Origin of the sequence: Giesbergeria anulus, assembly GCF_900111115.1 — a bacterium.
In the GTDB taxonomy this organism is placed as follows: domain Bacteria; phylum Pseudomonadota; class Gammaproteobacteria; order Burkholderiales; family Burkholderiaceae_C; genus Simplicispira; species Simplicispira anulus.
The window spans coordinates 96369-122912 of sequence record NZ_FOGD01000002.1 but is presented as its reverse complement, the minus strand read 5'-3'; the positions used below and the strand labels follow the sequence as shown (position 1 = coordinate 122912).

Below are 26544 nucleotides of genomic sequence, written 5' to 3'. Positions count from 1 at the left end.
ATACCTTCTCTTTCCATCGTAATTCATTCTTAGGAGATTTCATGCTTAAAGGCAAAACAGCGCTCGTCACCGGCTCTACCAGCGGCATTGGTTTGGGCATTGCTAAGGCATTGGCCAGCCAAGGTGCCCATGTGGTGCTTAATGGTTTTGGTGACGTGGATGCGCCACGTGCCGAGGTGCTGGCCGCCACCCAAGGCAGTGGGGCCCGTGTGGGCTACCACGGTGCCGATATGTCGCGTGCCAGCGAGATTGAAGCCATGTTTGGCTATTGCCAAGCCGAGTTTGGCGCAGTAGACATTGTGGTGAACAACGCGGGCATCCAGCATGTGGCCAACATTGAGGATTTTCCTGCCGAGCGTTGGGACAGCATCATTGCCATCAACCTGAGCAGCGCTTTTCATACCACCCGATTGGCTTTGCCCGCGATGAAGGCAGCCAACTGGGGGCGTATCATCAATTTGGCCTCGGTGCATGGCTTGGTGGCCTCGGCGCAAAAATCGGCCTATGTGGCGGCCAAGCATGGCTTGGTGGGCCTGACCAAGGTGACAGCACTAGAGACGGCCACCACCGGTATCACCTGCAATGCGATTTGCCCCGGCTGGGTGCTGACGCCGCTGGTGCAAAAGCAGGTAGATGCCAAGGCGGTTGCCTTGGGCATTTCCAATGAAGAGGCTACGCGCCAGCTACTGGGTGAAAAAGAGCCATCCATGCAGTTTACGACGCCAGATGAGCTGGGCGCGTTGGCCGTGTTTCTCTGCTCATCGGCAGCCAACAATGTGCGCGGTGTGGCTTGGAACATGGATGGCGGTTGGGCAGCGCAGTAATGCCCTCGTATGGCCCCCCCAGCACGGGCTGGTGGGGCCAGTAATGTGCCTCAATGGCAAAACTTGTAACCTTTGGTTAGCCAATGGCCTAAAAAACCAAAGTGAGCCCGTACAAACTGGTAACAATCGCTGCTGTTACAAACAACCGCAGGGCACCCGATATGGCAGGCACTAACCACCGGGCCGACAAAATTTTGATCGTCGATGACGATGCGCGTATCCGCGAGCTGTTGCGCCGCTATCTGGCACAAGAAGGTTTTGAGACCATGGTAGCTGAAGACGGTAAAGCCCTGAGCCGGGTGTTGCTGCGCGATAGCGTCGATTTGATCGTGCTCGATCTCATGATGCCCGGCGAGGATGGCTTGTCGATTTGTCGGCGTTTGCGCGCTTGCAATGACCGCACGCCCATCATCATGCTCACTGCCAAAGGTGAGGATGTCGATCGCATCGTGGGCCTTGAAGTGGGCGCTGACGATTACCTTGGCAAGCCCTTTAACCCGCGCGAACTGCTGGCGCGTATCCATGCTGTGCTGCGCCGCCGCCCATTGCAAGAAGCGCCGGGCGCACCCTCGGCAGAGGATGAAGTGGTGGCTTTTGGCCCCTTCACCTTTGATTTGACGACGCGCACTCTGCAAAAAACGGGTGAGGAGTTGTCCCTGACCACGGGTGAGTTTGCCATGCTCAAGGCGCTGGTGCGCCACTCGCGCCAGCCGTTGTCGCGCGAGAAGCTGGCCCTGCTAGCCCGTGGCCGCGAGTTTGAACCCTTTGATCGCAGCTTGGATGTGCAAATCTCGCGCCTGCGCAAGTTGATCGAAGACGATCCCACTGTGCCACGTTATATCCAAACGGTGTGGGGTGTAGGCTACGTTTTTGTGCCCGATGGCAAGTCTTAACGCTGAGGGGAGTGCGCAGCCATGAGCCACAGCGTACACCCCGATGCCACCGGCTCGGCTCCGCTGGAGTTGTGCGAAAGGCAGCGCGAAGCCAGCAGGCGGATGCGACTCAACTTGTTTTGGCGCACCTTCTTTTTACTCGGCTTGCTGCTGGTGGTGAGCATTCTGGCTTGGCTACAAACCCTGCGGGGGTTGGAGTTTGAGCCGCGCAGTTTGCATATAGCGCAGCAATTGACTTCCTTGGTGCAACTGAGCCGTACGGCCTTGTTGTCTGCTGATCCGCTGGGGCGTACCTCCCTGCTCAACATCTTGGCGGAACAAGAGGGTTTGCGCATCCAGTTGCGCTTGCCTGAAGACCAGTTTACCCCGTTGCCGCCTACGGCAGTGAGTGAGCTGCTGGGTCAGACCTTGTCTGCACAGCTGGGCCCTAGTACGGTCATGGCGGGTAGCGTCAATAGCGAGCCGGGCTTGTGGATAGGTTTTAGCACCGGCAGACAGGCCCACTGGCTGCGCATGGAGTTGTCTCGCCTGCAACCGACCAACGATAAAACTTGGTTGCTCTGGTTAGTCATGGCTGGCGTGCTGTCACTGGCTGGTGCAGCTGCTATTGCACAGCTCATTAACCAGCCGCTCAAGCAGCTGTCTTACGCTGCCAACAAGGTGCAAGGCGGCGATTTTTCGGCCAGCCATTTGGACGAAGAAGCCGTGACCAATGAGATCCGCGAGGTCAATATTGGCTTTAACCGCATGGCCGAAAAACTAGCCAAGTTAGAGCAAGACCGTGCCGTGATGCTGGCGGGTATCTCGCATGACCTGCGCACGCCGCTGGCGCGTTTGCGGCTAGAGACCGAAATGAGCGTCTCTGACGAAGTAGCCCGCGAGCACATGGTGGCCGATATTGTGCAGCTTGATGCCACCATCGACAAATTTTTGGATTACGCCCGCCCTGGCCATGTCACGCTCAAACCGGTCAATCTCCATGCCGTCGTGGCCTCCTGTGTTTATGCCGTGCAAGACCACCGCGAGCTGCAAATTACGATCGAGGTGCCCGAAGACCTGAACGTGCTGGCCGACGAGGTAGAGTTGGCGCGCATTCTTTCTAATCTGTTAGAAAACTCCCGCCGCTATGGCAAAACCCCAGACAGTGCGGGTATTGCCCATGTGGATATGGTGGCTAAAGGCAATGAAAACTGGGTAGTTATCAAGGTGCGCGACCACGGCTTGGGCGTCTCGCCTGAGCTGTTGTCTAACCTGACTAAACCGTTCTTTCGCGGCGATTTGGCACGCACTGCGGCTGCTGGCGCGGGGTTGGGCCTGTCGATTGTGGAAAAAACCGTGCAGCGTATGGGGGGAGTGTTTGCCCTTGCCAATTCTGCCGCTGGGGGCTTAGTAGCCCATGTGCAACTGCAACGCGCCCGTGATTTGCCTGAGGGTGCCGACCCGCAACAACGCCTACAACGCCCACAGATCAAGCGCAACCTGCCGCCGCGCCCTTACTCGGTACACAGTTGAACAGCAATGCTACCGCACGCGCTTCAATCGCCAGCCCTTGGCCTACCGGGCCGAGGCGCTCGGCGGTTTTGGCCTTGATGTTGATCTGTGCCATTTGCAAACCCAGTGCTTGGGCAATGGCTTGGCGCATGGCTGGTATATGTGCGGCCATGCGCGGCGCTTGCGCCACGATGGTGCTGTCGATATTGCCAATGTCGTAGCCTTGGGCGCGCACTTGGCGCACGGCTTCGGCCAGCAGCACCATCGAGTTGGCCCCGCGAAAGGTGGCATCGGTGTCTGGAAAATGGCTGCCAATATCGCCCAACGCTGCTGCCCCCAACACGGCATCGGTGATGGCGTGCAGCAGCGCGTCGGCATCCGAGTGTCCCAGTAGGCCACTGTGGTGGGCTATCTCAATGCCACCGAGCACCAAGCGGCGTCCCGGCACCAAGGCATGGATGTCCCAGCCCTCGCCAATTCTGAAGTTCATGCAAATCGTCCTTAAAAAATAGTGCGGTGTGGCGCATCGCTGGCCAAGCCCCGGTCGCCGCCAAAGCGTTCTAGCGTGGCACCGTGGGCACGTTGTGTCAGTACCGCCTCGGCCAGCGCAAAATCTTCGGGATACGTGACCTTGAAATTGAGCGCGCTGGCCGGTACCAAACGTGGGTGTAGCCCCATCGCCTCGATGGCGCTGGCCTCGTCGGTGGCCGCTGGCCCCAGTTGCTCTAGCGCATGGCACAGGGGGCCAAGGCGGAACATTTGGGGCGTTTGCGCCAACCATTTGTCGCTGCGGTCTAAGGTGCTGCCCACGCGCAAACCGGCTGGGCCGTTGGTAGCGGTTTTGAGGGTGTCGGCCAGCTTGTGCGCCAACAGGCCACCGACGCCATCGCTGGCGCAGGCGTCAATCAGCGCGTCAATTTGCTGCGGCGTAATCAGGCAGCGGGCGGCATCGTGTACCAGCACCCAATCTTGCTCTTGGGCGCCGCGTTGGCGCAAGGTGCGTAAGCCCCCGAGCACGGTATCGGCGCGGGTGGGGCCACCGCATTCGGCCAAAAAGAAAGAGGTCGCCGGGTAGGCCGCCAAAAAGTGGTCTCCAGCGGCCACGGCCACCAGCGTGGCCTGTATCCGTGGTACCAGCGCAAAAGCTGCCAAGGTATGCAGCACCAAAGGTTGGCCCGCCACCTGTTGGTATTGCTTGGGCAAGGGGGCGGCTGCACTGGCCTGATCCGCAGACAGGGCGCGGCTACCGGTGCCCGCACAAGGAATCACTGCCCAAAAACGGGGAGGTGTGACAGTGCTATGGGCTAGGCTTTGGGATAGGGGCGGGGGGGCAGTCATGGCAGCATTCTAAAATTGCCGCTTCCCGTCGCGGGCGGTGTGTGCACAGTTTGCGCCACCGGGGTCGTGGCGCGGCCACTTTCCCCTTGAGCGCATGGAACTCCCCAAACTCTCCCCCGGCAAACGTTTTACCCTTCCCCGCCCTGTGGGCAGTGCCGATGCCCTGTTGCTGGCCCGCCTCGGCCAGCGCGAACAGGCCGCCCAGCGTACTACCGCTATCGTCACCGCCGATGCCAGCGATGCTGGTCGCCTACTGGACGAGCTGGCCTTTTTTGCCCCCGGCTTGCGCTGCGCGTTGTTTCCGGATTGGGAAACCCTGCCCTACGATACCTTCTCACCGCACCAAGACCTGATTAGCGAGCGCTTGGCGGCTCTCTGGCGCATCCGGCAAAAAACCCAAGATACCGGCGCAGACGTGGTGATTGTGCCCGCCACCACGGCGCTGTACCGGCTGGCTCCGCCGAGCTTTATGGCTGGCTACACCTTCCACTTTAAGGTGGGGCAAAAGCTGGATGAGGCTAAATTTCGCGCCCAACTCACGCTGGCGGGCTACAACCATGTGACGCAAGTAGTCAGCCCCGGCGAGTATGCCGTGCGCGGCGGCCTGATAGATTTGTTCCCAATGGGTTCGCCCGTGCCCTACCGCGTGGATTTGTTCGATGATGAGATCGACAGCATCCGCACCTTTGACCCAGACACCCAGCGCAGCCTGTACCCGGTGCCCGAAGTGCGCTTGCTGCCGGGGCGCGAGTTTCCGATGGACGAGCCGGCGCGGGCTAAATTTCGCAGCCGCTGGCGCGAACTGCTGGACGGTGACCCGACCAAAAGCCGCATCTACAAAGACATGGGCAACGGCGTAGCCACGGCGGGCATCGAGTATTACCTGCCGCTGTTCTTTGATGACACCGCCACCATGTTCGACTACTTGGGCGAAAACGCCACCGTGGTGCTGCACGGCGATTTAGAACCCGTGTTCCAGCGCTTTTGGCAAGACACTCAAGACCGCTACCGCCTGGTGCAGGGCGACCCAGAACGCCCAGTGCTGCCCCCGCCAGCGCTGTTTTTGAGTACCGAGCAGTTCTACGGCCAGTGCAAGGCCCATGCGCAACTGGCGCTGCGCCCCGCCAGCAGCGATGCCGCAGCAGGCGCGTCTGACATCCAATCCATCAAGGATGTGTCGGTGGTGCGCGGCGCTGAGGAGCCACTGGCCCGCTTGCGCGCCCACATTGCTAACACCCCGCAGCGCGTACTGCTGCTAGCCGAAAGCGATGGCCGCCGCGAGAGCTTGCTCGACTTTCTGCGTGCAGGCAAGGTGCAGCCGGTGGTGTTTGACTCGCTGGCCGCCTTTGCGGCCAGCACCGAGCCGCTGGGCATGGCTACTGCCGCCTTGGCCGTGGGTTTTTCTTGCCAAGAGCAGGGCATCGACTTCATTACCGAGACCGAATTGTTCTCCGCCGGGGCCAGTGTGCGCCGACGCAAAAAGCAAGAGCAAGTCAGTGATGTCGAAGCGCTCATCAAAGACCTGAGCGAACTGAACATCGGTGACCCGGTAGTCCATAGCCAGCATGGCATTGGCCGCTACCGGGGTCTGGTGAACATGGACTTGGGCGAGAAAAACGCCGATGGCAGCCCGGCCTTGCAAGAATTTCTGCACTTGGAATACGCCGCCCAAGCCGTGCTCTATGTGCCGGTCAGCCAGTTGCACCTGATTAGCCGCTATACCGGCGTCAGTGCCGACGAGGCTCCGTTGCACAAACTGGGTAGCGGCCAATGGGAAAAAGCCAAGCGCAAAGCGGCTGAACAGGTGCGCGACAGCGCCGCCGAGTTGCTCAACATCTACGCTCGCCGCGCCGCCCGCGAAGGCTTTGCCTTCCGTTTCCACCCGCAAGAATACGAACAATTTGCCAACGACTTCGGCTTTGAAGAAACCGCCGACCAAAACGCCGCTATCCATGCCGTGATCCAAGACATGATTAGCCCGCGCCCGATGGACAGACTGGTCTGTGGCGATGTCGGTTTTGGCAAAACCGAAGTGGCATTGCGCGCCGCATTTGTCGCCGTCACTGGGGGCAGACAGGTGGCCTTTTTGGCCCCAACCACGCTGCTGGCGGAACAGCACTACCAAACCTTGGTTGATCGCTTTGCCAAATGGCCGGTCAAAATTGCCGAAGTGTCACGCTTTCGCTCTGGCAAAGAGATTTCTGCCGCCATCAAGGGCATTGCCGATGGCACAGTGGATATTGTGGTCGGTACGCACAAGCTGCTCAGTGAATCGACAAAGTTCCACAACTTGGGCCTGCTCATCATTGACGAAGAACACCGCTTTGGCGTGCGCCACAAAGAGCAGATGAAAGCCCTGCGCGCCGAAGTGGATGTGCTCACGCTCACGGCCACGCCAATTCCGCGCACCATGGGCATGGCGCTAGAAGGTTTGCGCGACCTGAGCGTGATCGCCACGGCACCGCAACGGCGTTTGGCGATTAAAACCTTTGTCCGCAGCGAAAACAACGGCGTGATTCGTGAAGCCATACTGCGCGAACTCAAGCGCGGCGGCCAGTGCTACTTTTTGCACAACGAAGTCGAAACCATTGAAAACCGCCGCCAGAAGCTGCTGGAAATTTTGCCCGAAGCGCGCATTGCCATCGCCCACGGCCAAATGCCTGAGCGCGAACTCGAAAAAGTGATGCGCGATTTTGTCGCCCAGCGTTTCAATATTCTGCTCTGCTCCACCATCATCGAGACCGGCATTGACGTGCCCACCGCCAACACCATCATCATGAGCCGCGCCGACAAGTTTGGCTTGGCACAGTTGCACCAGTTGCGGGGCCGCGTGGGCCGCGGTCACCACCAAGCCTATGCGTACCTGATGGTGCCCGACATCGAGAGCCTGACCAAACAGGCCCAACAGCGGCTGGACGCCATCCAAGCGATGGAAGAACTGGGCAGCGGCTTTTATCTGGCGATGCACGATCTGGAGATTCGTGGTGCTGGTGAGGTGCTGGGCGAGAACCAAAGCGGCAACATGATGGAGATTGGCTTTCAGCTCTACAACGAGATGCTGTCCGAAGCCGTGCGCTGCCTCAAAGCCGGTAAAGAGCCAGACCTGCTGGCCCCGCTGTCGGCAGCCACCGACATCAACCTGCACGCCCCGGCATTATTGCCGGATGATTATTGTGGTGACGTGCATCTGCGCCTGAGCTTTTATAAAAAGCTCGCCACTGCCAAAACCGCCGACAAAATTGATGCGCTGCTGGAAGAAATTGTCGATCGCTTTGGCAAGCTGCCACCGCAGGCGCAAACGCTGGTCGATGTGCATCGCTTGCGTGTGCTGTCCCAGCCCTATGGCGTGACCAAGGTGGATGCCACACCAGGCGTCATCATCATCACCTTCAAGCCCCAGCCCCCCATTGACCCGATGCGCATCATTGAGCTGGTGCAAAAGCACAAACATATCAAACTGGCTGGCAACGAGAAACTGCGCATTGAACGCGCCCTGCCCGACCCGCAAGACCGTGCCCAAGCCGTGCGCGAGATTTTGCGCAGTTTGGGACAGCCGTTGACTCCCTCGGTAGATACCGTAGCATAAGAGACATCGCCACCATGACCGACCAAGAACCTACCCTGCTGCTATTGGCCTGTACTCTGGCTATCGCCCTGTGGATGAAGCCTTGGCGCTGGCTGCGCGGTGGTGCCCTGCTCACGCCCGTGCTAGCTACCTTGGTGGTGCTGCCGTGGATGTGGGCTTTGCCGCAGTTGCACGCTATGCCGCTGCAATTGCAGTTCTCAGGCGCTTGCATGGTGGCGCTGATGTTGGGCTGGCCTTTGGCTGTGCTGTTATTCCTGCTGGTGGCTGTGGTGGCGGGTGTGTTCAGTGGCGCGCCATCGCTGGATGGCATCATGGCCTTGGCGCTGTGGCAGGGAGTGCTTCCGGCTACGCTGGCGCTGGGCTGGGGGGCGTTGTTGCGCCGCTTGACCGGCGAGCACCTGTTTGTTTATGTGCTGGGCCGGGCCTTTTTGGGCACTGCGTTGTCGTTGTTTGCGGCATCGGCGCTGGCGCAGTGGTTGGGCCAGCCCCTGCCCGGTGTGGGCGGCGATTTGTCGATGGTGGCGCATTGGCTCATGGCTTGGGGCGATGCCTTTATGACTGGGATGATGACCGCCATTTTTGTGGCTTTTAGACCAGAATGGCTGGCTACGTGGTCAGACCGGCTTTATCTGCCACCACCACCCACCTAAGCCAGCGACAGCCGAGGCGTGTTTTCCTACAATCGGGCCTCGATTTTTCTTTACCTCGCCATTGGGTTTTGCTGCGCCATGCCACTTTCCTCCTCCCCTGTTGGTGTCTTTGATAGTGGCGTGGGTGGGTTGAGCGTGCTCCAAGCGTTGCGGGCTGAGTTGCCGCATGAGCGTTTTGTTTATTTGGCCGACAGCGCTTACGCACCCTACGGCGAGCGCGGTGACGCTTTTGTCACGGCACGCAGCCAAGCTATTACAGATTATCTTTGCCAAACACACCATATCAAGGCGCTGGTCATTGCTTGCAACACCGCCACCGCCGCCGCCATTGATGTATTGCGCACCCAGCACCCAGCCTTGCCGCTGGTGGGCATGGAGCCAGCCCTCAAGCCTGCCGTAGCCCAGAGCCAGACCAAGCGCATTGGCGTGATGGGCACGCGTGGCACGCTGGGCAGCGCCCGCTTTGGCCGGCTGTTGGCCTCCCTGCAAGGGCAGGCCGAGTTTGTGGTGCAACCGTGCGATGGGTTGGCCCATGCCATTGAGCGCAGCACCTTGCATTCCCCGCCCGACGATGCCACGCAGACAGAAACCCACGCCTTGTGCGCTCAATATACCCAAGCGATGGGTGCTTTTGGCCCGCAGACCGGCGCTATGGATACCTTGGTGCTGGGCTGCACGCACTATCTGTTTGCCCAAGAGGAGCTGCGCGCTCTGCTGGGGCCACACATTCGCCTGATAGCCACCGGAGACCCGGTAGCGCGCCAAACACGGCGTTTGTTGCAAGCGGCAGGCACCCTAGCGCCACCAGAGGCCATAGCCGCCCCTCACACAGCCGTGCAGCTTTACACCACCGGCACCCTCGCTGCTCTGCAAACCGCCGCAGCGCGCTGGCTGCAACTGCCCACCAGCTGTTGCCAAGCCATTGCTTTGCCGCACCACTGACCTGTAATGGCTATTCAGCCACCGCCAGATCAGCCTGCCATAGCCTAGGGCCAGTGTGCTCTAAATGCGTTAGGTACAGCCGTACATCGAGTTCATACTGATGGTAGGCAGGTTCCATGTGCTCACAGAGTTGGTAAAACGCCTTGTTGTGTTCACGCTCACGCAGATGTGCCAGTTCATGCACCACGATCATGCGCAGAAACTCTTCAGGCACCTGCTTGAACATCGCTGCGATACGAATCTCGTGTTTAGCCGCCAAGCGGCCCCCCTGTACCCGTGACACCGCCGTGTGCAGCCCTAGGGCATGGCGCACGACATGGATTTTGCTGTCAAACACCACCTTGTTCACCGCGTCGGCATTGCGCAGATGGCGGCTTTTGAGGGCGCTGGTGTAGTGGTAGAGTGCTTTGTCGGTGCGCACGGTATGCGCGTGCGGGTACTTGCGTCGCAGCAGCGCAGCCAAACCATCCTCTTGCGCCATCAGCGCCGCTACCTGTTGGCGCAAGCTCTCAGAATAGGCGCGCAGATAAGGAAAATCATGCGCGGGCGGGGCGACTGGCACCCCGCGCCCCCCCAAGGCCATGGCTTAGTGCAAGTGGCGGGGCCGACGGCCACCACCATGACCACCACCCGAAGCGCCACGGGGCGGTTTGCTGATTTCTAAGGAATCGACCAAAGCGTCAAAACGCTGGGTAAACAGCTTGTCGATCTCAGTGACGACGCCGCCCAGTTCAGCACCATCAAAATGGCGCTCCATCATGTGAACCACATCTTGCACCAACAGATCACGCTGCACCTGCATGATGGCTGCGGGCGTCGGCCCAACGAACAGCATCAAAAAGTCATCGCGCGACTCTGCGTCATCGTTCTCATCTTCGTCGTCATCGAATTGGGCATCGTAAAACGTGACTTCAATGGGTGCGCCCTGCTCGGCCAACTCGTTGAGGCCCATGCACATCTCATCCAAAGACTGGCGGAAATCTTCGTCGCCGCGCACTGTCCAGCACATACGCAAAACATGCTCTGGGGCATCAAACTTGATGCCCGGCTCTTCTTCATAGGCACTGGCAGCACCGGCAGCTAAGGAGCGTGCCCCGGCGTATTGCCACAGGGGTTTGAGCGCCTCTTGCAACTGTGCGTATTGAACATCGGCGCGCAGCAACACCTCGCCATGTACATGAATTTCGAAGGGAGCGTTGTAGTTTGACATGATTGAATCGTAATGGTGCCCCGAGCCGGAATCGAACCGGCACGCCCCTTTTCAGGAAGCGGCGGATTTTAAGTCCGCAGTGTCTACCAATTTCACCATCGGGGCATGGGTGCTGTGCATATGGTTTTACCACAGCGTAACCCGGCCTTTACGCCAAGGCAATACCCAAAACAAAAGGGAAGCGTTGCTTCCCTTTTGTTTTTAATTTGGAGCGGGATAAGAGGCTCGAACTCTCGACCTATACCTTGGCAAGGTATCGCTCTACCAACTGAGCTAATCCCGCAGAGTCACCACAATTTTGTGGTTTCCAATTATATCAGAGCTTTTGAAGGCTCCAAACTTTGGAGGCGCGGTCCGGAGTCGAACCGGACTAACCGGATTTGCAATCCGGGGCATAACCGCTTTGCTACCGCGCCTTATCATCCGAATACAAAAGGGAAGCGGTTGCTTCCCTTTTATGCCAATTTGGAGCGGGATAAGAGGCTCGAACTCTCGACCTATACCTTGGCAAGGTATCGCTCTACCAACTGAGCTAATCCCGCATAAAGCAGAAATCTTACGATTGCTGCAATCCATTTATTATAGCGCAGTTTTTTGGGTTTGCACAAATTTTAGTGCTTGACCGGTGCTTTTCTCGTCTTGGCCGGGACTGGGGCAGGGGGGGCCACAGCTGCTACCACCGCGCTGGCCGGTGCTTTCGCGGCTGCGGCAGCCTGCTGCGCCTGCACTTGCTCTTCGGTCAGGGGCACAGGCTGGCGCTCTAGGGCAATCTCTAGCACCTTGTCGATCCATTTCACTGGCACGATTTCTAGGCCGCTTTTGACGTTGTCAGGGATCTCTTGCAAGTCCTTGACGTTTTCTTCCGGGATCAGCACCGTCTTGATGCCACCACGCAAAGCGGCCAGCAGCTTTTCTTTCAGGCCACCAATGGCCGTGACTTCACCGCGCAGGGTGATCTCGCCGGTCATCGCCACATCGCCGCGCACCGGAATGCCCGTCAGCGCTGACACAAATGCCGTGGTCATGGCGGCACCCGCGCTAGGGCCATCCTTGGGGGTAGCGCCATCGGGCACATGGATATGGATGTCCTTCTTTTCAAAGGCTTCGTCCAAAATACCCAAGGCGCGGGCGCGGCTGCGCACCACAGTGCGGGCTGTTTCTACCGATTCCTTCATCACATCGCCCAGCGAGCCGGTGCGGGTAATGACGCCCTTGCCGGGCATAGTGGCAGCCTCGATGGTGAGCAAATCACCACCCACCTCTGTCCATGCCAAGCCAACGACCTGACCGACTTGGTTTTGCTGCTCGGCGCGGCCATAGCTGTATTTGCGCACGCCCAGATAGTCGGGCAGATTGTCTGCGCCCACCACCACCGGAGCTTGCAGCTGCTTGAGCTGCAAACCTTTAATAACTTTGCGGCAGATTTTGGACAGTTCGCGCTCTAGCGAGCGCACGCCTGCCTCACGGGTGTAGTAGCGCACGATGTCGCGCACGGCGGATTCGTCGATACGCAGCTCGTCGGCCTTGACACCATTATTGGTGAATTGCTTAGGAACCAAGTATTTGGTGGCGATGTTGGTTTTTTCGTCTTCGGTGTAACCCGACAGGCGAATCACTTCCATCCGATCCAGCAATGCCGGAGGGATGTTCATGGAGTTCGAGGTGGCGACAAACATGACGTCGCTCAGGTCGAAATCCACTTCGACATAGTGGTCGGCAAATTTGCTGTTCTGCTCTGGGTCAAGCACTTCGAGCAGGGCGCTGGACGGATCACCCCGAAAATCGGTGCCCAGCTTGTCGATTTCATCAAGCAGAAACAGCGGGTTGCGTGCGCCAGCCTTGCTCAGGCTTTGCAAAACTTTGCCGGGCATGGCACCAATGTAGGTGCGGCGGTGGCCCCGAATCTCGGCTTCATCGCGCATACCGCCCAAGGCCATGCGCACATATTTGCGCCCGGTAGCCTTGGCAATCGATTGCCCCAGTGAGGTTTTGCCCACGCCCGGAGGCCCAACCAAGCACAAAATGGGAGCCTTGACCTTGTCCACGCGCTGTTGCACCGCAAGGTATTCCAAAATGCGGTCTTTAACTTTGTCGAGGCCGTAATGGTCTTCGTTGAGCACGGTTTCGGCATGGCCCAAGTCGTGCTTGACTTTGGTTTTTTTGCTCCAAGGCAAACCCACCAGCACGTCAATGTAGTTGCGCACCACGGTGGCTTCTGCTGACATAGGCGACATCAGCTTGAGCTTTTTCAGCTCGTTCTCGGCTTTTTTGCGCGCTTCCAGCGGCATCTTGGCCAAGCGGATTTTTTTGTCCAGTTCTTCGAGATCAGCCCCGTCTTCGCCTTCGCCCAATTCTTTTTGAATGGCCTTGACTTGCTCATTCAGGTAAAAATCGCGCTGGTTTTTTTCCATCTGGCGCTTGACGCGGCCCCGGATTTTTTTATCTACATTCAGGATATCGACTTCGCGGTCGAGCTGCTCAAACAGGTTTTCTAGCCGATCCTTGATGTCGGACAGGTCTAGCACGGCTTGCTTGTTTTCCAGCTTGAGTGGCAGATGGGCAGCGATGGTATCGACCAAGCGGCCTGGATCTTCAATGCTGGAGATGGAGGTCAGGATTTCGGGCGGGATTTTTTTGTTCAGCTTGACGTACTGGTCAAACTGCTGCATCACCGCGCGGCGCAAGGCTTCGATCTCGCTGGGTTTGCCAGCGGTCAGTTCCAGTTCTACCGGCAGGATGGTGGCGGAGAAATGGGTTTGCGCATCAACAATTTCTTTCACCAAGGCACGCTGTTGGCCTTCGACCAGCACCTTGACGGTGCCATCGGGCAATTTCAGCATTTGCAGGATGGTGGAGATGCAACCCACATCAAACATATCGCTGACCGATGGCTCGTCTTTGGCCGCTGCTTTTTGCGCCACCAGCATGATGCGCCGGTCGGCTTCCATCGCCAGTTCTAGGGCTTTAATGCTTTTGGGTCTGCCGACAAACAGCGGTATGACCATGTGGGGAAAAACAACCACGTCGCGCAACGGCAACAGGGGTAGATCAATCGGGAGAGCAGGCAAGGGGGTGTGTCCGGACATGGGAATTCTCATGAAGCTGGATAGAAGATGACCCGCAGACTGGGGTTTTCAACCCGCCAGCGTGACGATAGCAGCACAAACGCCAACCTGCGGCGTGAGAAACAGGTTGGCTGTCGAGGCTTAGGCTTGCTTGGCCGCCTCGCGGTACACCAGCAGCGGGGGCTTGCTTTCTTCGATCGTGGACTCTTCGACCACCACTTTCTCCACGTTGCTCATGGTGGGCAGATCGAACATCGTGCCAATCAATGCCTGCTCCAGAATGGAGCGCAGGCCACGGGCACCCGTTTTGCGTGCCAGCGCCTTGCGGGCAATGGCTTTGAGGGCGGCTGGGCGGATTTCTAGCTCGGCCCCTTCCATGGTCAGCAGCTTGCTGTATTGCTTAACCAAGGCATTCTTGGGCTCGGTCAAAATCTGCACCAAGGCATCTTCGCTCAGTTCGGCCAGCGCCGTGACTACCGGCATCCGGCCTACCAACTCAGGGATCAGACCAAATTTGATCAGATCTTCGGGTTCGATCTCCGTGAACACATCCGACAACGAGCGCTGCTTTTTGCTGCGCACGGCAGCGCCAAAACCAATGCCAGAGGCTTCGGTACGGTTTTCAATCACCTTTTCTAGCCCAGCAAAGGCACCACCGCAAATGAACAGAATGTTGGTGGTGTCGATTTGCAGAAAATCTTGGTTCGGGTGCTTGCGCCCACCTTGGGGTGGGACGCTGGCCATCGTGCCTTCGATCAATTTGAGCAGTGCTTGCTGCACGCCTTCACCGGAGACATCGCGGGTAATGGAGGGGTTGTCGGCCTTGCGCGAAATTTTGTCGATTTCGTCGATGTAGACAATGCCGCGCTGGGCACGCTCGACGTCGTAATTGCAGCTTTGCAGCAGCTTGGCTACGATGTTTTCAACGTCTTCACCCACATAACCGGCTTCGGTCAGGGTGGTGGCATCGGCCATGACAAAGGGTACATCCAACATACGGGCCAGCGTTTGTGCCAGCAGCGTTTTACCGGAGCCTGTGGGGCCAATCAGCAAAATATTGCTCTTAGACAGCTCGATGTCGTCTTTGTGGGCTTTGTCTTTGTGGCGCAGGCGCTTGTAATGGTTGTACACCGCCACCGCCAAGGTGCGTTTGGCCGTTTCTTGGCCAATAACGTAGTTGTCAAGGTTGCCCTTGATTTCTGCGGGGGTGGGCAGATCGCCACGCGCATCACGGCCAGCGTCGGCGGGTAGTTCATCGCGGATGATCTCATTGCACAGGTCGATGCACTCATCGCAGATGAAAACCGACGGGCCGGCAATCAGCTTCTTTACCTCGTGCTGGCTTTTGCCACAGAAAGAGCAGTAAAGGGTTTTTTCGCTGGGAGAGCCTTTTTTATCGGCCATGGGAAGAATGCCTTGTGACGAGAATGAAGAAAATGGGCCTGCGATGATAACCAAACAGAAACGGCGCCTTCCCTGTGGGGGAAAACGCCGTCCACGGTGCAGTGGCTAGGTTCAGGCGCGTTTGTCAATAACTTGATCGACCAGACCGTAGTCTTTGGCCTCAGCCGCCGAGAGGAAGTAGTCGCGTTCGGTGTCGCGCTCGATCTTTTCCAGCGGCTGGCCGGTGCGTTCGGCCAAGATTTTGTTCAACTGCTCGCGGGTCTTGAGGATTTCGCGGGCGTGAATTTCGATCTCAGTGGCTTGGCCCTGCATACCGCCCAAAGGCTGGTGGATCATGACTTTGGAGTTGGGCAGCGAAAAACGCTTGCCCTTGGCTCCAGCAGCCAACAAGAACGCCCCCATGCTGGCGGCCAAGCCGGTGCACAGTGTGGACACATCGGGCTTGATGAAGTTCATGGTATCAAAAATCGCCATGCCGGCACTGACGGAGCCACCGGGCGAGTTGATATAGAACGAGATGTCCTTGTCGGGGTTTTCGCTTTCAAGGAACAACAACTGTGCCACGACCAAATTGGCGCTGTGGTCATTGACTGGCCCGACCAGAAAAATCACCCGCTCTTTGAGCAGGCGCGAATAGATGTCATAAGACCGTTCACCACGGCCCGATTGCTCGATGACCATCGGGATCATGCCCAGGCCTTGTGTTTCCAGTGCGCTCATTGTTTTCTCCTGTCAGGCGGGTACTGTACCCAGAAACAAATGGGGGCCTGTGCGCGTAAGCACAAGCCCCTAGGATGCCAAAGGTTCTGGCGAAATCAAAGATTTTCGCCAAGCACCGTGGAATCCGTGGATCAGCTCTGGCCCATCAGCTCGTCAAAGGCGATGGCTTTTTCGGTGACCTTGGCTTGGCCCAAGACAAAATCGGACACATTGTTTTCGATCACTACGGCCTCGACTTGGGCCAGACGTTGGCGGTCGCCAAAGTACCAGCGCACTACGTCTTCAGGCTTTTCGTAGCTGGCGGCCAGATCGTCGATGTGTGCTTTGAGTTGCTCTGGCTTGGCTTGCAGTTCGTTGGCACGTACCAGCTCGGCTACGACCAAGCCCAGACGCACGCGGCGCTCGGCTTGGGGCAGGAAGACGTCAGCAGGAATTTCGATCTTGTCGGCGTCTTTGATGCCGCGTTGCTTGAGGTCGGCCACGGCACCTTCGCGCAGACGCTCGACTTCAGACTCTACGCTGGCCTTGGGCAGATCGAGTTCAGCCTTGGACAGCAGGGCGTCCATGACAGCTTGCTTGTTGCGGGCCAGCAGGCGGAACTTGACTTCGCGCTCCAGATTGGCTTTGATGTCTGCGCGCAGGCCATCGATGCTGCCATCAGCAATGCCCAAGGACTTAGCCATGGCTTCGTTGACTTCGGGCAGGTGGGCGGCTTCAATCTTCTTGACGGTGACCAAGAAGTCGGCTGTTTTACCGGCCACGTCCTTGCCGTGGTAGTCTTCAGGGAAGGCCAAGGGGAAAGTCTTGCTTTCGCCTGCCTTCATGCCGCGCACGGCGTCTTCAAATTCTTTCAGCATCTGGCCTTCGCCGACCAAAAACTGGAAGTCTTCAGCCTTGCCGCCTTGGAAGGGTTCGCCATCGAGCTTGCCTTCAAAATCCACCGTCACGCGGTCGCTGTCTTGGGCAGCAGCGTCTTGGGGGCGCTGGGCAAAGGTGCGGCGTTGTTTGCGCAGGATGTCCACAGTTTTATCGATGGCACCGTCATCGACTTCGGTGGTGAGCTTTTCAATGGTGACGTCGCTCAGGTCGCCGAGTTTGACTTCGGGGAAGACTTCAAACACGGCATCGAAAGTCAGTTCGCCTTCAGGTGCGCCTTCTTTTTCGCTGATGCGGGGCTGACCAGCAACGCGCAGATTGGCTTCGTTGGCGGCCACGGAAAAGGCTTCTGCTACTTTATCGTTGAGCACTTCGTATTGCACTGAGTAGCCATAACGTTGGGCTACCACGCTCAGAGGAACCTTGCCGGGACGGAAGCCATCCATCTTGACAGTGCGGGCCAAGCGCTTGAGGCGGGTTTGCACTTCGGTTTCGATGGCGGTGGCAGGCAGGCTCAGCGTGATCTTGCGTTCGAGCTTTTCGAGGGTTTCAACGGTAACAGCCATGACGATTCCTATATTGGGGGGATTTGAACCTGCCCATGACGCCATAGCGCACGCCAATGGGGGGCAAGTTTTTATAAAAGAGTGGTGCGCGGGGGGGGACTCGAACCCCCACACCATTGCTGGCGTCAGGACCTAAACCTGGTGCGTCTACCAATTTCGCCACCCGCGCACTCTTCTAACAAACAGTGCGGCAACGCTGAGTTTGCCGCCTGTGTGAAATTGGTGAGTCCGTTATTTTAACCTGTTGGCGAGCAGTTTTAGCCATCACGCAGTAAAGGATTGGGCCGATGCACACGAAAACAGGCTGCATACAGGGCTGGCAGGCCCAGTAACGTGAGTACGGTGGCCACGATCAAGCCGCCCATGATGGCAACGGCCATCGGCCCCCAGAAGACGCTGCGCGACAGGGGAATCATAGCCAGCACTGCTGCGGCGGCTGTGAGCACAATTGGGCGCAGGCGGCGCACGGCAGCCTCGACAATGGCATCCCAGGCCGGTACGCCACGGGCGCGGTCTTTTTCAATCTGGTCGATCAGAATGACGGAGTTGCGTTGGATCATGCCCATCAGGGCAATCACACCCAGCAGAGCGACAAAGCCAAACGGGCGATCAAGCAGCAGCAGGGCAGCAGCTACACCGGCAATGCCCAGCGGCCCAGTCAAAAATACCAGCAGTGCCCGGCTAAAGCTGTGCAATTGCAGCATCAATAGGGTGAAGGTGATGAACAGCATGACGGGCACACCCGCCGCAATTGAGGCTGCACCCTTGGCGCTTTCTTCTACCGCTCCAGCAGCCTCAATGCGGTAGGCATTTTGACCAGATGTGTGCCAACGCGCTTCGATTTGGCGCAGTGCGGGCAGCAGTGCCTCGGTGACGGTAGCGCCCTGCACGCCGGTGGTGACATCGCCTTGCACGGTGATGGCGTAGTCGCGGTTTTCGCGCCACATGACGCCCGGTTCCCAAGTAAAGATGGGCTTGGCAATTTGCATCATTGGAATCGACTGGCCTGATGCCGTGGGCAAGTAGGTATTGGCAATGTCGGTAATCAAGCGGCGCTCGGCTTCGGGCTGGCGCAGCACGATGTCGATGAGTTTGTCGCCCTCACGGTACTGGCCAATGGATGCGCCCGACTGCATCACCCTAGAGGCTTGGGCAATGCTCTGGCTGCTCACGCCCAGCGCATGGGCTTTGTCTTGATCGACTTCCAGACGCAGCGCTTTGACCGATTCGTTCCAGTTGTCATTGACGCCGTGCATTTGTGGCGATTGGCGCAGCACCTCTTTGACCTCGTCGGCACGGGCGCGCAGCACTAGCGGGTCTGGCCCCACGACACGAAACTGTACCGGGTAGGGCACGGGTGGCCCGTTGGGCAGCAGTTTGACGCGGCCCCGTACTTCAGGAAACTCACTGGCCAAGGTGGCAGGCAGTTGTTCCAGCAAAATAGCACGGGTGGCTAAGTCTTTGGACATGACGATGAACTGCGACACATTGCTCTGTGGCAGCACCTGATCGAGGGGCAGATAGAAACGGGGTACGCCCGAACCAATCCACGTAGTGACGCTGTTCACGCCTGGCTCGGCGCGCAGTCGGGCCTCAATGCGGCGCGTGACTTCTTCGTTGCCCACAAAAGAGGTGCCTTCGGGAAACCACGCATCGACCAAAATTTCGGGGCGGTTGGAATCGGGGAAGAACTGTTGCTGCACCCGGCCCATGCCCACTACGCCCAAGGCAAAAATCAGTACCGTGGCTGCAATGGTGAGCCAGCGGTGCTCCACGCACCCATCAACCAAACGGCGAAACGCGGTGTAAAACGGGGTGTCAAACACTTCGTGCGGATCGGCGTGGATGCCTTCAGGCGCTCCCGGTGCTGCGGGTACTAACGGCAAATGCGGTGGTGGCTTGAGGATCAAGGTGCCCAAATAGGGCACGAAATACACCGACACCACCCACGACAGTACCAGCGCAATCACCGTCACGGCGAAGATGGCAAAGGTGTATTCACCCGTGACCGACTTGGCAATGCCGATGGGTAAAAAACCTGCGGCGGTAATCAAGGTGCCAGTGAGCATGGGCATGGCTGTGGCTTCATAGGCAAAGGTGGCAGCGCGCACCTTGTCGTAGCCTTCTTCGAGCTTGAGCACCATCATTTCTACGGCGATGATGGCATCGTCCACCAACAGGCCCAGCGCAATGATGAGCGAGCCTAAAGAAATTTTGTGCAGCCCAATGTTCCAGTACCACATCGCCAAAAAGGTGATGGCTAAAACCAGTGGGATGGTGATGCCGACCACCAAGCCGGGCCGGGGGTCGAGCGTCCAGCGTCGCCACCACTGTTGCGTGCCGGGGCGGCGGTGCAAGCCTAGGCTGATAAAGCTCACCAGCAGCACAATGACCACGGCTTCCATCAGCACCTTGACAAATTCATTGACCGAATTAGCCACGGCTTGGGGCTGGTCTTGTACATTGACCAGCCGCACACCGGCAGGCAATTGTTGGGCGATGGTGTCTGTGGCGTGGTGTAAGGCTTTGCCCAAGGCGATGATGTCGCCGCCCTTGGTCATCGAAACCCCCAAGGCAATGACGTCTTGTCCTTCGTGACGCACCTTGACGTTGGGCGGATCGATATAGCCACGCCGCACCTCGGCAATATCAGCCAAACGCAATGGCCGCCCCGAAGCGCCCCGGATGGGCATGGCTTGCAGTTCTTCGATGGCGTTGAACTGTCCGGCTACGCGCACTTGGATTTGGTCGTGCGGGGTTTGCACTGTGCCCGCGCTCTCGATGGCGTTTTGTTGGCCCAGTTGGGCCAGCACAGCATTCATGTCCAGCCCCAGCTGGGATAGGCGCTTTTGCGAAATTTCGACAAACAGCTTTTCGTCTTGCACGCCAAAGAGTTCTACCTTGGCGACATCGGGTACGCGCAACAACTGCTGGCGCGCATCATCGGCAAAGACTTTGAGTTCCGCTGGGCTAAAGCCATCGGCCTCTAGTGCATAAATCACGCCATAGACATCGCCAAACTCGTCGTTAAAAAACGGCCCTTGGATGCCTTGGGGCAGGGTGTGGCGCATATCGGTGATTTTTTTGCGCACGGTGTACCAGACATTGGCTACCTCACTGGCTGGGGAGGAGTCTTTGATCTGGAAGATGATTTGTGACTCGCCGGGCTTAGAGTAGCTGCGAATTTTGTCGGCATAGGGGGCCTCTTGCAGGGTGCGCTCGAGCTTGTCGGTCACTTGCTCGGCCATCTGCTGCGCGGTGGCACCGGGCCACAGGGTGCGCACCACCATGACGCGGAAGGTAAAGGGCGGGTCTTCGTCTTGACCCAGCTGAAAGTAGGCCGCAAAGCCCAGCAGCATCAGCACGATCATCAGGTAGCGCGTGAGGGCCGGATGGTCTAGCGCCCACTGGGAGAGGTTAAAGCCCTCTGGCTTGGTCGGGGTAGTCATGGCGGTTTAATGCTGAGAAGAAACAACACCATTTGCAACCCCGGTTTTGGGCTGGTACACGGTCACTTTTTGCCCCGGCGACAGCACATGCACGCCTGTAGCTACCACCTGCATGCCGGGGGTCAGGCCAGAGGCCACCACGGCTGCATTGCCATCGGCCGTAGCCACTTCTATTTTTTGCAGGCGCACCGTGCTGGTGGCTGGGTCATACACCCAGACGGCGGTGCCATTGCCTTGCTGCAGCAGTGCAGTGGTGGGCAGGGTGATAGCGGTCTGACCAGCCCGACCTAAAGACTGCGGAAGCACATACACCGTGGCCCCCAAAGCTGGCGGGTTGGCCCCCTCTAAAGCCACCTTGACGGCGTAGGTGCGGGTGGTGGGATCGGCGCTGGCAGCTACTTCACGGATACGCCCTTGCAACAAGGCACCCTGCACCCAAGGCCGCACTTGCACCGCTTGGCCGGTGCGCAGGGCGGACACTTTGTCTTCGGGTGCAGCAAACACCACATCGCGCGGGCCATCGTGGGCCAAGCGCAGCACCGGTGCTCCCGCAGTGACGACTTGACCGGGTTCTGCCTCAATGGCAGTAATCACACCGGCCACATCGGCCAACAGGCGGGTGTAGCCGGTTTGGTTGCTTTGTGCCGCTGCTTGGGCGCGCGATTGGGCCAGCGTGGCTTGTGCGGCTTTGAGGGTGGTTTCGCGGCGCTCTAATTCAGCACCGCTGATAAAGTTTTGCGCTTGCAGACGGGCGTAGCGTTGGTAGTCAGCAGCTGCCAATTCTTGCTGTGTTTGTGCTGCCGTGACTTGGGCCTGTGCTGCCTGCGCTGCCAGTTGGTAGTCTTGTGGATCGAGCTGCGCGAGCAATTCACCGGGGCGCACATGTGCCCCTAGTTCTGCCGGGCGCTGCATGATTTTGCCCGCCACACGAAAGCCCAGTCGTGACTCGGTGCGCGCGCGCACCTCACCCGCATATTCTTGCTGGGCTTGCAAGGCGTTGGCTCCCACCGTCAGCAGCTTGACGGCACGCAGTGGCTCAGGAGCAGGTTCGGGCCGGGAGCAGGCCGCCAAGCAGAAAGTGGCGGCACAAACCCAAAAAAGCCCCTTACGGGACGGTGGTGCGGGCAAAGAGGACATGAAAAATCCAGAGTAGCGGGTAGTTACTGACTGACTGGTTAGTAATCTAGGCGATAGGGGCGTTGCTTGTCAAGCGACAATCAGGCCTGTGACTAAACCTCAAGCTATTACCCATTACGAAAATTTTCCGGTGGCCTCGCTCTTGTGCCCGCCCGCACTGCGGCCACCGATTGCTGCTATTTATGCCTTTGCGCGTACTGCTGACGATATTGCCGACGAAGGTGATGCCACAGATCTTGAACGGCTGGCCGATTTAACGGCTTACCGCATGGAGCTGCATATCATTGCTACGGGTGCTGCCCCCGGCCCGCGTTGGGCGCAGGTGTTTGTGCCGTTGGCAGCCATGTTGCACCGCCACCAGCTGCCGGTAGCCCTGTTGGACGATTTGCTCAGTGCCTTTGTACAAGATGTACAAAAAACAGCTGCCGCTGCCAGCTACGCTGACCGCACCGAATTGCTCGACTACTGCCGCCGCTCCGCCAATCCTGTGGGGCGCTTGTTATTGCACCTGTATGGCGTGCAAGAGCCCCAAGCCTTGCAGCAAAGTGACGCTATCTGTACGGCGCTGCAACTGATTAATTTTTGGCAAGATTTGAGTGTAGATATTCCACGCGGCCGGTTCTACCTGCCCGAAGCCGACTGCACTGCCCATGCCGTGGCGCGGGCTGATCTGCTGGCGCTGCGCAGCACCCCAGCCACCGTGGCCTTGGTTCTGGACTGCGCCCGATGGGCGCGCAGCGAAATGCTGCGCGGTGCGCCACTGGTGCATCGGTTGCCGGGGCGCATTGGTTGGGAGTTGCGGCTGGTGGTGCAAGGGGGCCTGCGCATCTTGGACAAACTGGAGGCGCTGCACGGTGCCAGCTTGCACCAGCGGCCCCGCATCCGAGCTTGGGATGGGCCGCTGATGCTGGGGCGGGCGCTGGTGATGTAAACAAGTGCTGGCTGTTTAGCCCAGTGCCAAAATCACCGGTTTGCTGTCGCGCCCCGTAAAGATCAGGCTGCCGCCCTCATCCAAGTGAAATGCTCCAGCACTAAAGTCTTGGCGCAAACGGGCTACCAATTTGCACAGGGTGATTTCTACCGCGCCCTCAGTGCCCACAGTGACTTCTAGGTGTGCTAAACGGGCTTTTTCGAGTTCTTTTTCTAGTACCTCACGCTCTTTGAGCGATTTCCCCCACACTTGCACGGCCAGTTGCCAAGAAGCACGGGCGCGCTCCAGCATCCCTTTTGGATCAGCCGTTTTGAGTTGCTTGACCACTTGCTCTAGCCGGGTTTCTTGGGCTTTTTCTTCTTCAATGCGCTTGAGCAGAGCGGCATATTCGGCATCTAAGGCTGGATTAACGCCCAACGTGACCTTGGTGGTGCCACCTTTGTCGCAGCCTAGGGTGGCGACACGAATCGCCATCATGGCCGAGGCGCTGCCACCCACCAAGCGCCCAGTTTTGCGCACGCCTGTGCCAATGGTGATTTGGTTGATGGCGTGCAGCTCACACTCTAGCGCCATGTCTTTGAGTGCAATGACAGTGCCTGCGCGGATTTCTACCCCTTCGGCAAAACGGGCTGTTACCGAGCCTGCCGCTTCAATCGTTGAGCGGCCAATGATGCCGCCAGCAATACGTATATCGCCCCCGGCCTGCAAAATGCCCGAATCGACCATGCCATCGACCACGATGTCGCCGGTGGCATGGATGGTCATGCCCTGCACTACCTCACCCGTGACATGGACGCTGCCATCAAAGTGGATGTTGCCGGTGGCCATATTTACTTCTTTGTAATGCAGCACCGGCTCGACATTAACACCTGCATCGACACGTACTGGCAAACCACCGATGGCCGCCACCAGCACGGTGGGGTCATCGGCAGAGATTTCTGCTCCCTTGAGCCCGGTGGCAAAAGGCTTGTCTTTACCAGGTTTGGCCTTGACCACGGTTCCCTTGACGCTTTTGCCATCGGTGCCGGTGGTGGCTGGTGTGCGCCGCATCAGTGGATAGCCGGGCTGCACAGCAACGATTTCACCATGCTCGCGGTAGTCAATCAGGCCATTTTCATCGAGCTTAGGCTCGCGATCGACGGTGTGCGGGGTCAGGTCTTCAAATAAGGCATCGATACCATCAATGGCATCAATGCCACGCGCCACAATCACATGGGTACAACTGCCGCGCTCGCAGGCCGTTTGCACGGCACTTTGGTCAATCCCAAAGCTGACACTGGCCTTGCTCAATGCGCGCAAAGCATCATCGGTGCTGACCGCTTTGCCACCAATGGGCGCGATGATGGTCAGGGTGGCATTCATGCCATCAGAGGACACATGCACTTGGTACTCTGCATCGTAGCGGCGCGCCAGCTCAATGCCAAAAGGCTCTTTCTGCATATTGCACATCTCAGCGGCGCTGCGGATCGACGCTTGATTGATAGAGCAATCGCCGTAACCGGCTTGTAGCAGCAATTCGTGCAGGGTATCGCTATCGATGGGCTGACGCTCTGTGGTGGGCAAGGCCACCAACAAAATTTGGTTATCAGCTTCCTCAAACGAAAGACCTGGAATTTGAAGAACGGACGACATAAATTCCCCACGCAATCAGCACAACACCCCATTGGATTGGCTGCAATCAATATGAACAACGGCAGTACCGACCACGCCTGCATAACAAGGCAATGGCTGGTATGCCCCAGAGCGCCACGAGTGCATCACCGGCCCAGCAGGGCCACGGATGTCCGTGGTACAGAACGCAGGGTCTGGCTGGCACTGCTGCCAGACTCCAAAGTAAACAAGGCCGCCAGCGCAGCCAATTGGCGCGCTTGATCTTGCAAGGCACTGGACGCGGCTGAGGTTTGTTCGACCAAGGCCGCATTTTGCTGCGTGACGCCATCGAGTTGGGCCACGGCTTGGTTAATTTGTGCCAGCCCGGAAGATTGCTCGACGCTGGCCGCTGCGATCTCGCCCACAATATCGGCCACCCGCTGGATGCCAGAGACAATCTCTTGCATGGTAGTGCCCGCCTGTGACACTTGGGTGCTGCCCACGCCCACTTTGTCCACCGAGTCTGTAATCAAGGCGCGCACCTCTTTGGCTGCTTCAGCGCTGCGTCCAGCCAAGTTGCGCACCTCAGAGGCCACCACGGCAAAGCCCCGGCCTTGCTCACCAGCGCGTGCTGCTTCTACTGCTGCATTGAGCGCCAAAATATTGGTTTGAAAAGCAATGCCATCGATCACGCCGATGATGTCCACAATTTTGCGCGAAGACGTGTTGATGGCTTCCATCGTACCTACCACTTGTGCCACCACAGTACCGCCACGTTGAGCCATGCCGGTGGCCGCAGAGGCCAGTTGGTTGGCTTGGTTGGCGTTGTCGGCGTTGTGCCGCACAGTGCCTGAGAGCTGCTCGGTGGCCGCCGCCGTTTGCTCCAAAGAGCTGGCTTGTGAGTCGGTGCGGGCCGACAGATCGTGTGTGCCCGTGGCTACCTCGGCAGCCGCACCGGCAATGGCATTGGCCCCGTGGCGTACTTGGCTGATAGTTTTGTGCAGATTGCTGCGCATGATTTCCATCTGGCCCAGCAGTGTGCCAATTTCGTCGTGACCGGCATGGGGCACGGGGTGCGACAAGTTGTTGCCTGCAATCTCGCTGGCAGTTTCAATAGCCATGCCAAAGCCTGAACGCATGCGTGAGAGCAAGGTGAGCGCCAGGAAGGTGGCAGGAATGCCCCCCAGCACGGTGGTCAGGCCAAACACCCACAGGCCCGCTTCGTAGCGCTTTTGCGCTTCTTCATAGGCCAGCTTGCCGCGGCTTACTTGGTAATCGCGAAAGGCCCCCATCGACTGGACAACTGCCTCGCCTTCGGTACGGCTGGCCACCAAAAATCGTTCTAATGCCACAGTACTGAAGTTGCCCGTGCGGATGGCTTCAGTGGTCTCATCGAGCTTGGCCCGCCATGCGGCGCGGATGGGCTTGGTGGAATCGTAGAGTTTGCGCTCTTCGGGATCGACAATGCCCTCTTCCATCGCCTTGTTGGTTGCGTTAGCTTTGATACGGGTCTCGGCAATGGCATCCAAGTGGAGATTGGTTGGGTGGGTGTGTACCGACGCCAATGGGTTCTCTGGTGCGTGTTGGAAGGCCAACAGTACTTGTAAGCGATTTTGAATCGTGGCATTCATGGATTCTTCGGCCATGAGTGCGCGCTGCATGGCTTGGTCATGCACGATGCGCAGGCCATCGCGTGCTGCCAGCAAACCCCAGAGGCTGACTGCAATCACAGCAGCAAATGAAATCCAGTAAGCACAAAGGATGACGATAAAACGCTGGGTAATGCGCAGGTTATTGAACATAGGGGCAAGACAAGCAATAGGAGAGAGAAGTGGCTGGGGGCCAGCGATGATAGCGCCCGAAAGCTCTGCC

The 26544-nt window shown here is 58.3% G+C and carries 19 protein-coding genes and 5 tRNA genes; 7 read left to right on the top strand and 17 right to left on the bottom strand.

The window, feature by feature from the left end; all coding sequences use genetic code 11:
* Nucleotides 1–41 precede the first annotated feature (41 nt).
* The 3 genes from BMX55_RS04475 to BMX55_RS04465 all read left to right on the top strand — a co-directional run bounded on the left by BMX55_RS04475 (nt 42) and on the right by BMX55_RS04465 (nt 3229).
* Complete coding sequence (locus tag BMX55_RS04475; protein WP_091453524.1) at nt 42–824, top strand: 3-hydroxybutyrate dehydrogenase; 783 nt, start codon at nt 42–44, stop codon at nt 822–824.
* Between the two features lie 161 nt (nt 825–985).
* Nucleotides 986–1717, top strand: a complete 732-nt coding sequence (ompR, locus tag BMX55_RS04470) for an osmolarity response regulator transcription factor OmpR (RefSeq protein ID WP_091453521.1) — start codon at nt 986–988, stop codon at nt 1715–1717.
* 21 nt (nt 1718–1738) lie between these two features.
* Nucleotides 1739–3229, top strand: a complete 1491-nt coding sequence (locus BMX55_RS04465) for an ATP-binding protein (protein ID WP_245751282.1) — start codon at nt 1739–1741, stop codon at nt 3227–3229.
* Here the strand turns inward: BMX55_RS04465 and ispF are convergent.
* Nucleotides 3186–3698: a 2-C-methyl-D-erythritol 2,4-cyclodiphosphate synthase gene (gene ispF / locus BMX55_RS04460; RefSeq protein ID WP_091453518.1), complete on the bottom strand. Its 513-nt coding sequence runs from the start codon at nt 3696–3698 to the stop codon at nt 3186–3188. The genes BMX55_RS04465 and ispF overlap by 44 nt on opposite strands.
* 11 nt (nt 3699–3709) lie before the next feature.
* Nucleotides 3710–4546, bottom strand: a complete 837-nt coding sequence (ispD, locus tag BMX55_RS04455) for a 2-C-methyl-D-erythritol 4-phosphate cytidylyltransferase (RefSeq protein ID WP_091453515.1) — start codon at nt 4544–4546, stop codon at nt 3710–3712.
* A 94-nt stretch (nt 4547–4640) separates the two neighbouring features.
* On the opposite strand from ispD, the gene mfd reads away from it, so the two are divergent.
* From mfd to murI, 3 genes are all read left to right on the top strand, one after another.
* Entirely contained in the window at nt 4641–8132 is a 3492-nt protein-coding gene (mfd, locus tag BMX55_RS04450; RefSeq protein ID WP_091453511.1) for a transcription-repair coupling factor, read from the top strand.
* Nucleotides 8133–8146: 14 nt separating this feature from the next.
* A complete protein-coding gene (locus tag BMX55_RS04445; protein WP_091453508.1) occupies nt 8147–8782 on the top strand; it encodes a hypothetical protein in 636 nt (211 codons plus the stop codon).
* 78 nt (nt 8783–8860) lie between these two features.
* Complete coding sequence (gene murI / locus BMX55_RS04440) at nt 8861–9724, top strand: glutamate racemase (RefSeq protein ID WP_091453504.1); 864 nt, start codon at nt 8861–8863, stop codon at nt 9722–9724.
* 10 nt (nt 9725–9734) lie between these two features.
* Here murI and BMX55_RS04435 read toward each other — a convergent pair whose 3' ends face one another.
* The 13 genes from BMX55_RS04435 to BMX55_RS04375 all read right to left on the bottom strand — a co-directional run bounded on the left by BMX55_RS04435 (nt 9735) and on the right by BMX55_RS04375 (nt 22151).
* On the bottom strand, nt 9735–10307 hold the full coding sequence (locus BMX55_RS04435; protein WP_091453500.1) for a M48 metallopeptidase family protein: 573 nt from the start codon (nt 10305–10307) through the stop codon (nt 9735–9737).
* 3 nt (nt 10308–10310) lie between these two features.
* The gene (locus tag BMX55_RS04430; protein ID WP_091453497.1) at nt 10311–10934 is read right to left on the bottom strand and encodes a DUF6806 family protein; all 624 of its coding nucleotides are present in this window, start codon (nt 10932–10934) and stop codon (nt 10311–10313) included.
* A gap of 13 nt (nt 10935–10947) precedes the next feature.
* Nucleotides 10948–11039, bottom strand: a tRNA-Leu gene (locus tag BMX55_RS04425).
* A 102-nt stretch (nt 11040–11141) separates the two neighbouring features.
* Nucleotides 11142–11217, bottom strand: a tRNA-Gly gene (locus BMX55_RS04420).
* 59 nt (nt 11218–11276) lie between these two features.
* A tRNA-Cys gene (locus BMX55_RS04415) sits at nt 11277–11350 on the bottom strand.
* A 50-nt stretch (nt 11351–11400) separates the two neighbouring features.
* A tRNA-Gly gene (locus BMX55_RS04410) sits at nt 11401–11476 on the bottom strand.
* A gap of 69 nt (nt 11477–11545) precedes the next feature.
* Nucleotides 11546–14020, bottom strand: a complete 2475-nt coding sequence (lon, locus tag BMX55_RS04405; protein ID WP_091453494.1) for an endopeptidase La — start codon at nt 14018–14020, stop codon at nt 11546–11548.
* Between the two features lie 120 nt (nt 14021–14140).
* On the bottom strand, nt 14141–15403 hold the full coding sequence (clpX, locus tag BMX55_RS04400; RefSeq protein WP_091453492.1) for an ATP-dependent Clp protease ATP-binding subunit ClpX: 1263 nt from the start codon (nt 15401–15403) through the stop codon (nt 14141–14143).
* A 111-nt stretch (nt 15404–15514) separates the two neighbouring features.
* The gene (clpP, locus tag BMX55_RS04395) at nt 15515–16123 is read right to left on the bottom strand and encodes an ATP-dependent Clp endopeptidase proteolytic subunit ClpP (protein ID WP_091453489.1); all 609 of its coding nucleotides are present in this window, start codon (nt 16121–16123) and stop codon (nt 15515–15517) included.
* Between the two features lie 131 nt (nt 16124–16254).
* On the bottom strand, nt 16255–17565 hold the full coding sequence (gene tig, locus BMX55_RS04390; protein WP_091453485.1) for a trigger factor: 1311 nt from the start codon (nt 17563–17565) through the stop codon (nt 16255–16257).
* 82 nt (nt 17566–17647) lie between these two features.
* Nucleotides 17648–17734: transfer RNA gene (locus tag BMX55_RS04385), tRNA-Leu, on the bottom strand.
* A gap of 88 nt (nt 17735–17822) precedes the next feature.
* Nucleotides 17823–21014 carry an efflux RND transporter permease subunit gene (locus BMX55_RS04380; RefSeq protein ID WP_091453483.1) on the bottom strand — a complete coding sequence of 1064 codons (3192 nt, stop codon included), beginning with the start codon at nt 21012–21014 and terminating at the stop codon, nt 17823–17825.
* Nucleotides 21015–21020: 6 nt separating this feature from the next.
* Entirely contained in the window at nt 21021–22151 is a 1131-nt protein-coding gene (locus tag BMX55_RS04375; RefSeq protein WP_091453481.1) for an efflux RND transporter periplasmic adaptor subunit, read from the bottom strand.
* Nucleotides 22152–22239: 88 nt separating this feature from the next.
* Here BMX55_RS04375 and hpnC point away from each other — a divergent pair, with 88 nt between their 5' ends.
* Complete coding sequence (gene hpnC, locus BMX55_RS04370; RefSeq protein WP_245751280.1) at nt 22240–23082, top strand: squalene synthase HpnC; 843 nt, start codon at nt 22240–22242, stop codon at nt 23080–23082.
* A 15-nt stretch (nt 23083–23097) separates the two neighbouring features.
* Here hpnC and BMX55_RS04365 read toward each other — a convergent pair whose 3' ends face one another.
* Nucleotides 23098–24714, bottom strand: coding sequence for a flagellar assembly protein A (locus BMX55_RS04365; RefSeq protein ID WP_091453478.1), 1617 nt, complete (start codon nt 24712–24714; stop codon nt 23098–23100).
* A gap of 125 nt (nt 24715–24839) precedes the next feature.
* The gene (locus BMX55_RS04360) at nt 24840–26474 is read right to left on the bottom strand and encodes a methyl-accepting chemotaxis protein (RefSeq protein ID WP_091453475.1); all 1635 of its coding nucleotides are present in this window, start codon (nt 26472–26474) and stop codon (nt 24840–24842) included.
* Between the last annotated feature and the right edge of the window lie 70 nt (nt 26475–26544).

Bases quoted from the DNA above. Each gene is read 5' to 3' on its own strand.
- murI (WP_091453504.1), top strand. From the start codon at position 8,861: ATGCCACTTTCCTCCTCCCCTGTTGGTGTCTTTGATAGTGGCGTGGGT.
- clpX (WP_091453492.1), bottom strand. From the start codon at position 15,403: ATGGCCGATAAAAAAGGCTCTCCCAGCGAAAAAACCCTTTACTGCTCT.
- ompR (WP_091453521.1), top strand. From the start codon at position 986: ATGGCAGGCACTAACCACCGGGCCGACAAAATTTTGATCGTCGATGAC.
- ispD (WP_091453515.1), bottom strand. From the start codon at position 4,546: ATGACTGCCCCCCCGCCCCTATCCCAAAGCCTAGCCCATAGCACTGTC.
- BMX55_RS04465 (WP_245751282.1), top strand. From the start codon at position 1,739: ATGAGCCACAGCGTACACCCCGATGCCACCGGCTCGGCTCCGCTGGAG.
- clpP (WP_091453489.1), bottom strand. From the start codon at position 16,123: ATGAGCGCACTGGAAACACAAGGCCTGGGCATGATCCCGATGGTCATC.
- BMX55_RS04445 (WP_091453508.1), top strand. From the start codon at position 8,147: ATGACCGACCAAGAACCTACCCTGCTGCTATTGGCCTGTACTCTGGCT.
- BMX55_RS04365 (WP_091453478.1), bottom strand. From the start codon at position 24,714: ATGTCGTCCGTTCTTCAAATTCCAGGTCTTTCGTTTGAGGAAGCTGAT.
- mfd (WP_091453511.1), top strand. From the start codon at position 4,641: ATGGAACTCCCCAAACTCTCCCCCGGCAAACGTTTTACCCTTCCCCGC.
- BMX55_RS04430 (WP_091453497.1), bottom strand. From the start codon at position 10,934: ATGTCAAACTACAACGCTCCCTTCGAAATTCATGTACATGGCGAGGTG.
- BMX55_RS04380 (WP_091453483.1), bottom strand. From the start codon at position 21,014: ATGACTACCCCGACCAAGCCAGAGGGCTTTAACCTCTCCCAGTGGGCG.
- lon (WP_091453494.1), bottom strand. From the start codon at position 14,020: ATGTCCGGACACACCCCCTTGCCTGCTCTCCCGATTGATCTACCCCTG.
- BMX55_RS04360 (WP_091453475.1), bottom strand. From the start codon at position 26,474: ATGTTCAATAACCTGCGCATTACCCAGCGTTTTATCGTCATCCTTTGT.
- BMX55_RS04475 (WP_091453524.1), top strand. From the start codon at position 42: ATGCTTAAAGGCAAAACAGCGCTCGTCACCGGCTCTACCAGCGGCATT.
- tig (WP_091453485.1), bottom strand. From the start codon at position 17,565: ATGGCTGTTACCGTTGAAACCCTCGAAAAGCTCGAACGCAAGATCACG.
- ispF (WP_091453518.1), bottom strand. From the start codon at position 3,698: ATGAACTTCAGAATTGGCGAGGGCTGGGACATCCATGCCTTGGTGCCG.
- BMX55_RS04375 (WP_091453481.1), bottom strand. From the start codon at position 22,151: ATGTCCTCTTTGCCCGCACCACCGTCCCGTAAGGGGCTTTTTTGGGTT.
- BMX55_RS04435 (WP_091453500.1), bottom strand. From the start codon at position 10,307: ATGGCCTTGGGGGGGCGCGGGGTGCCAGTCGCCCCGCCCGCGCATGAT.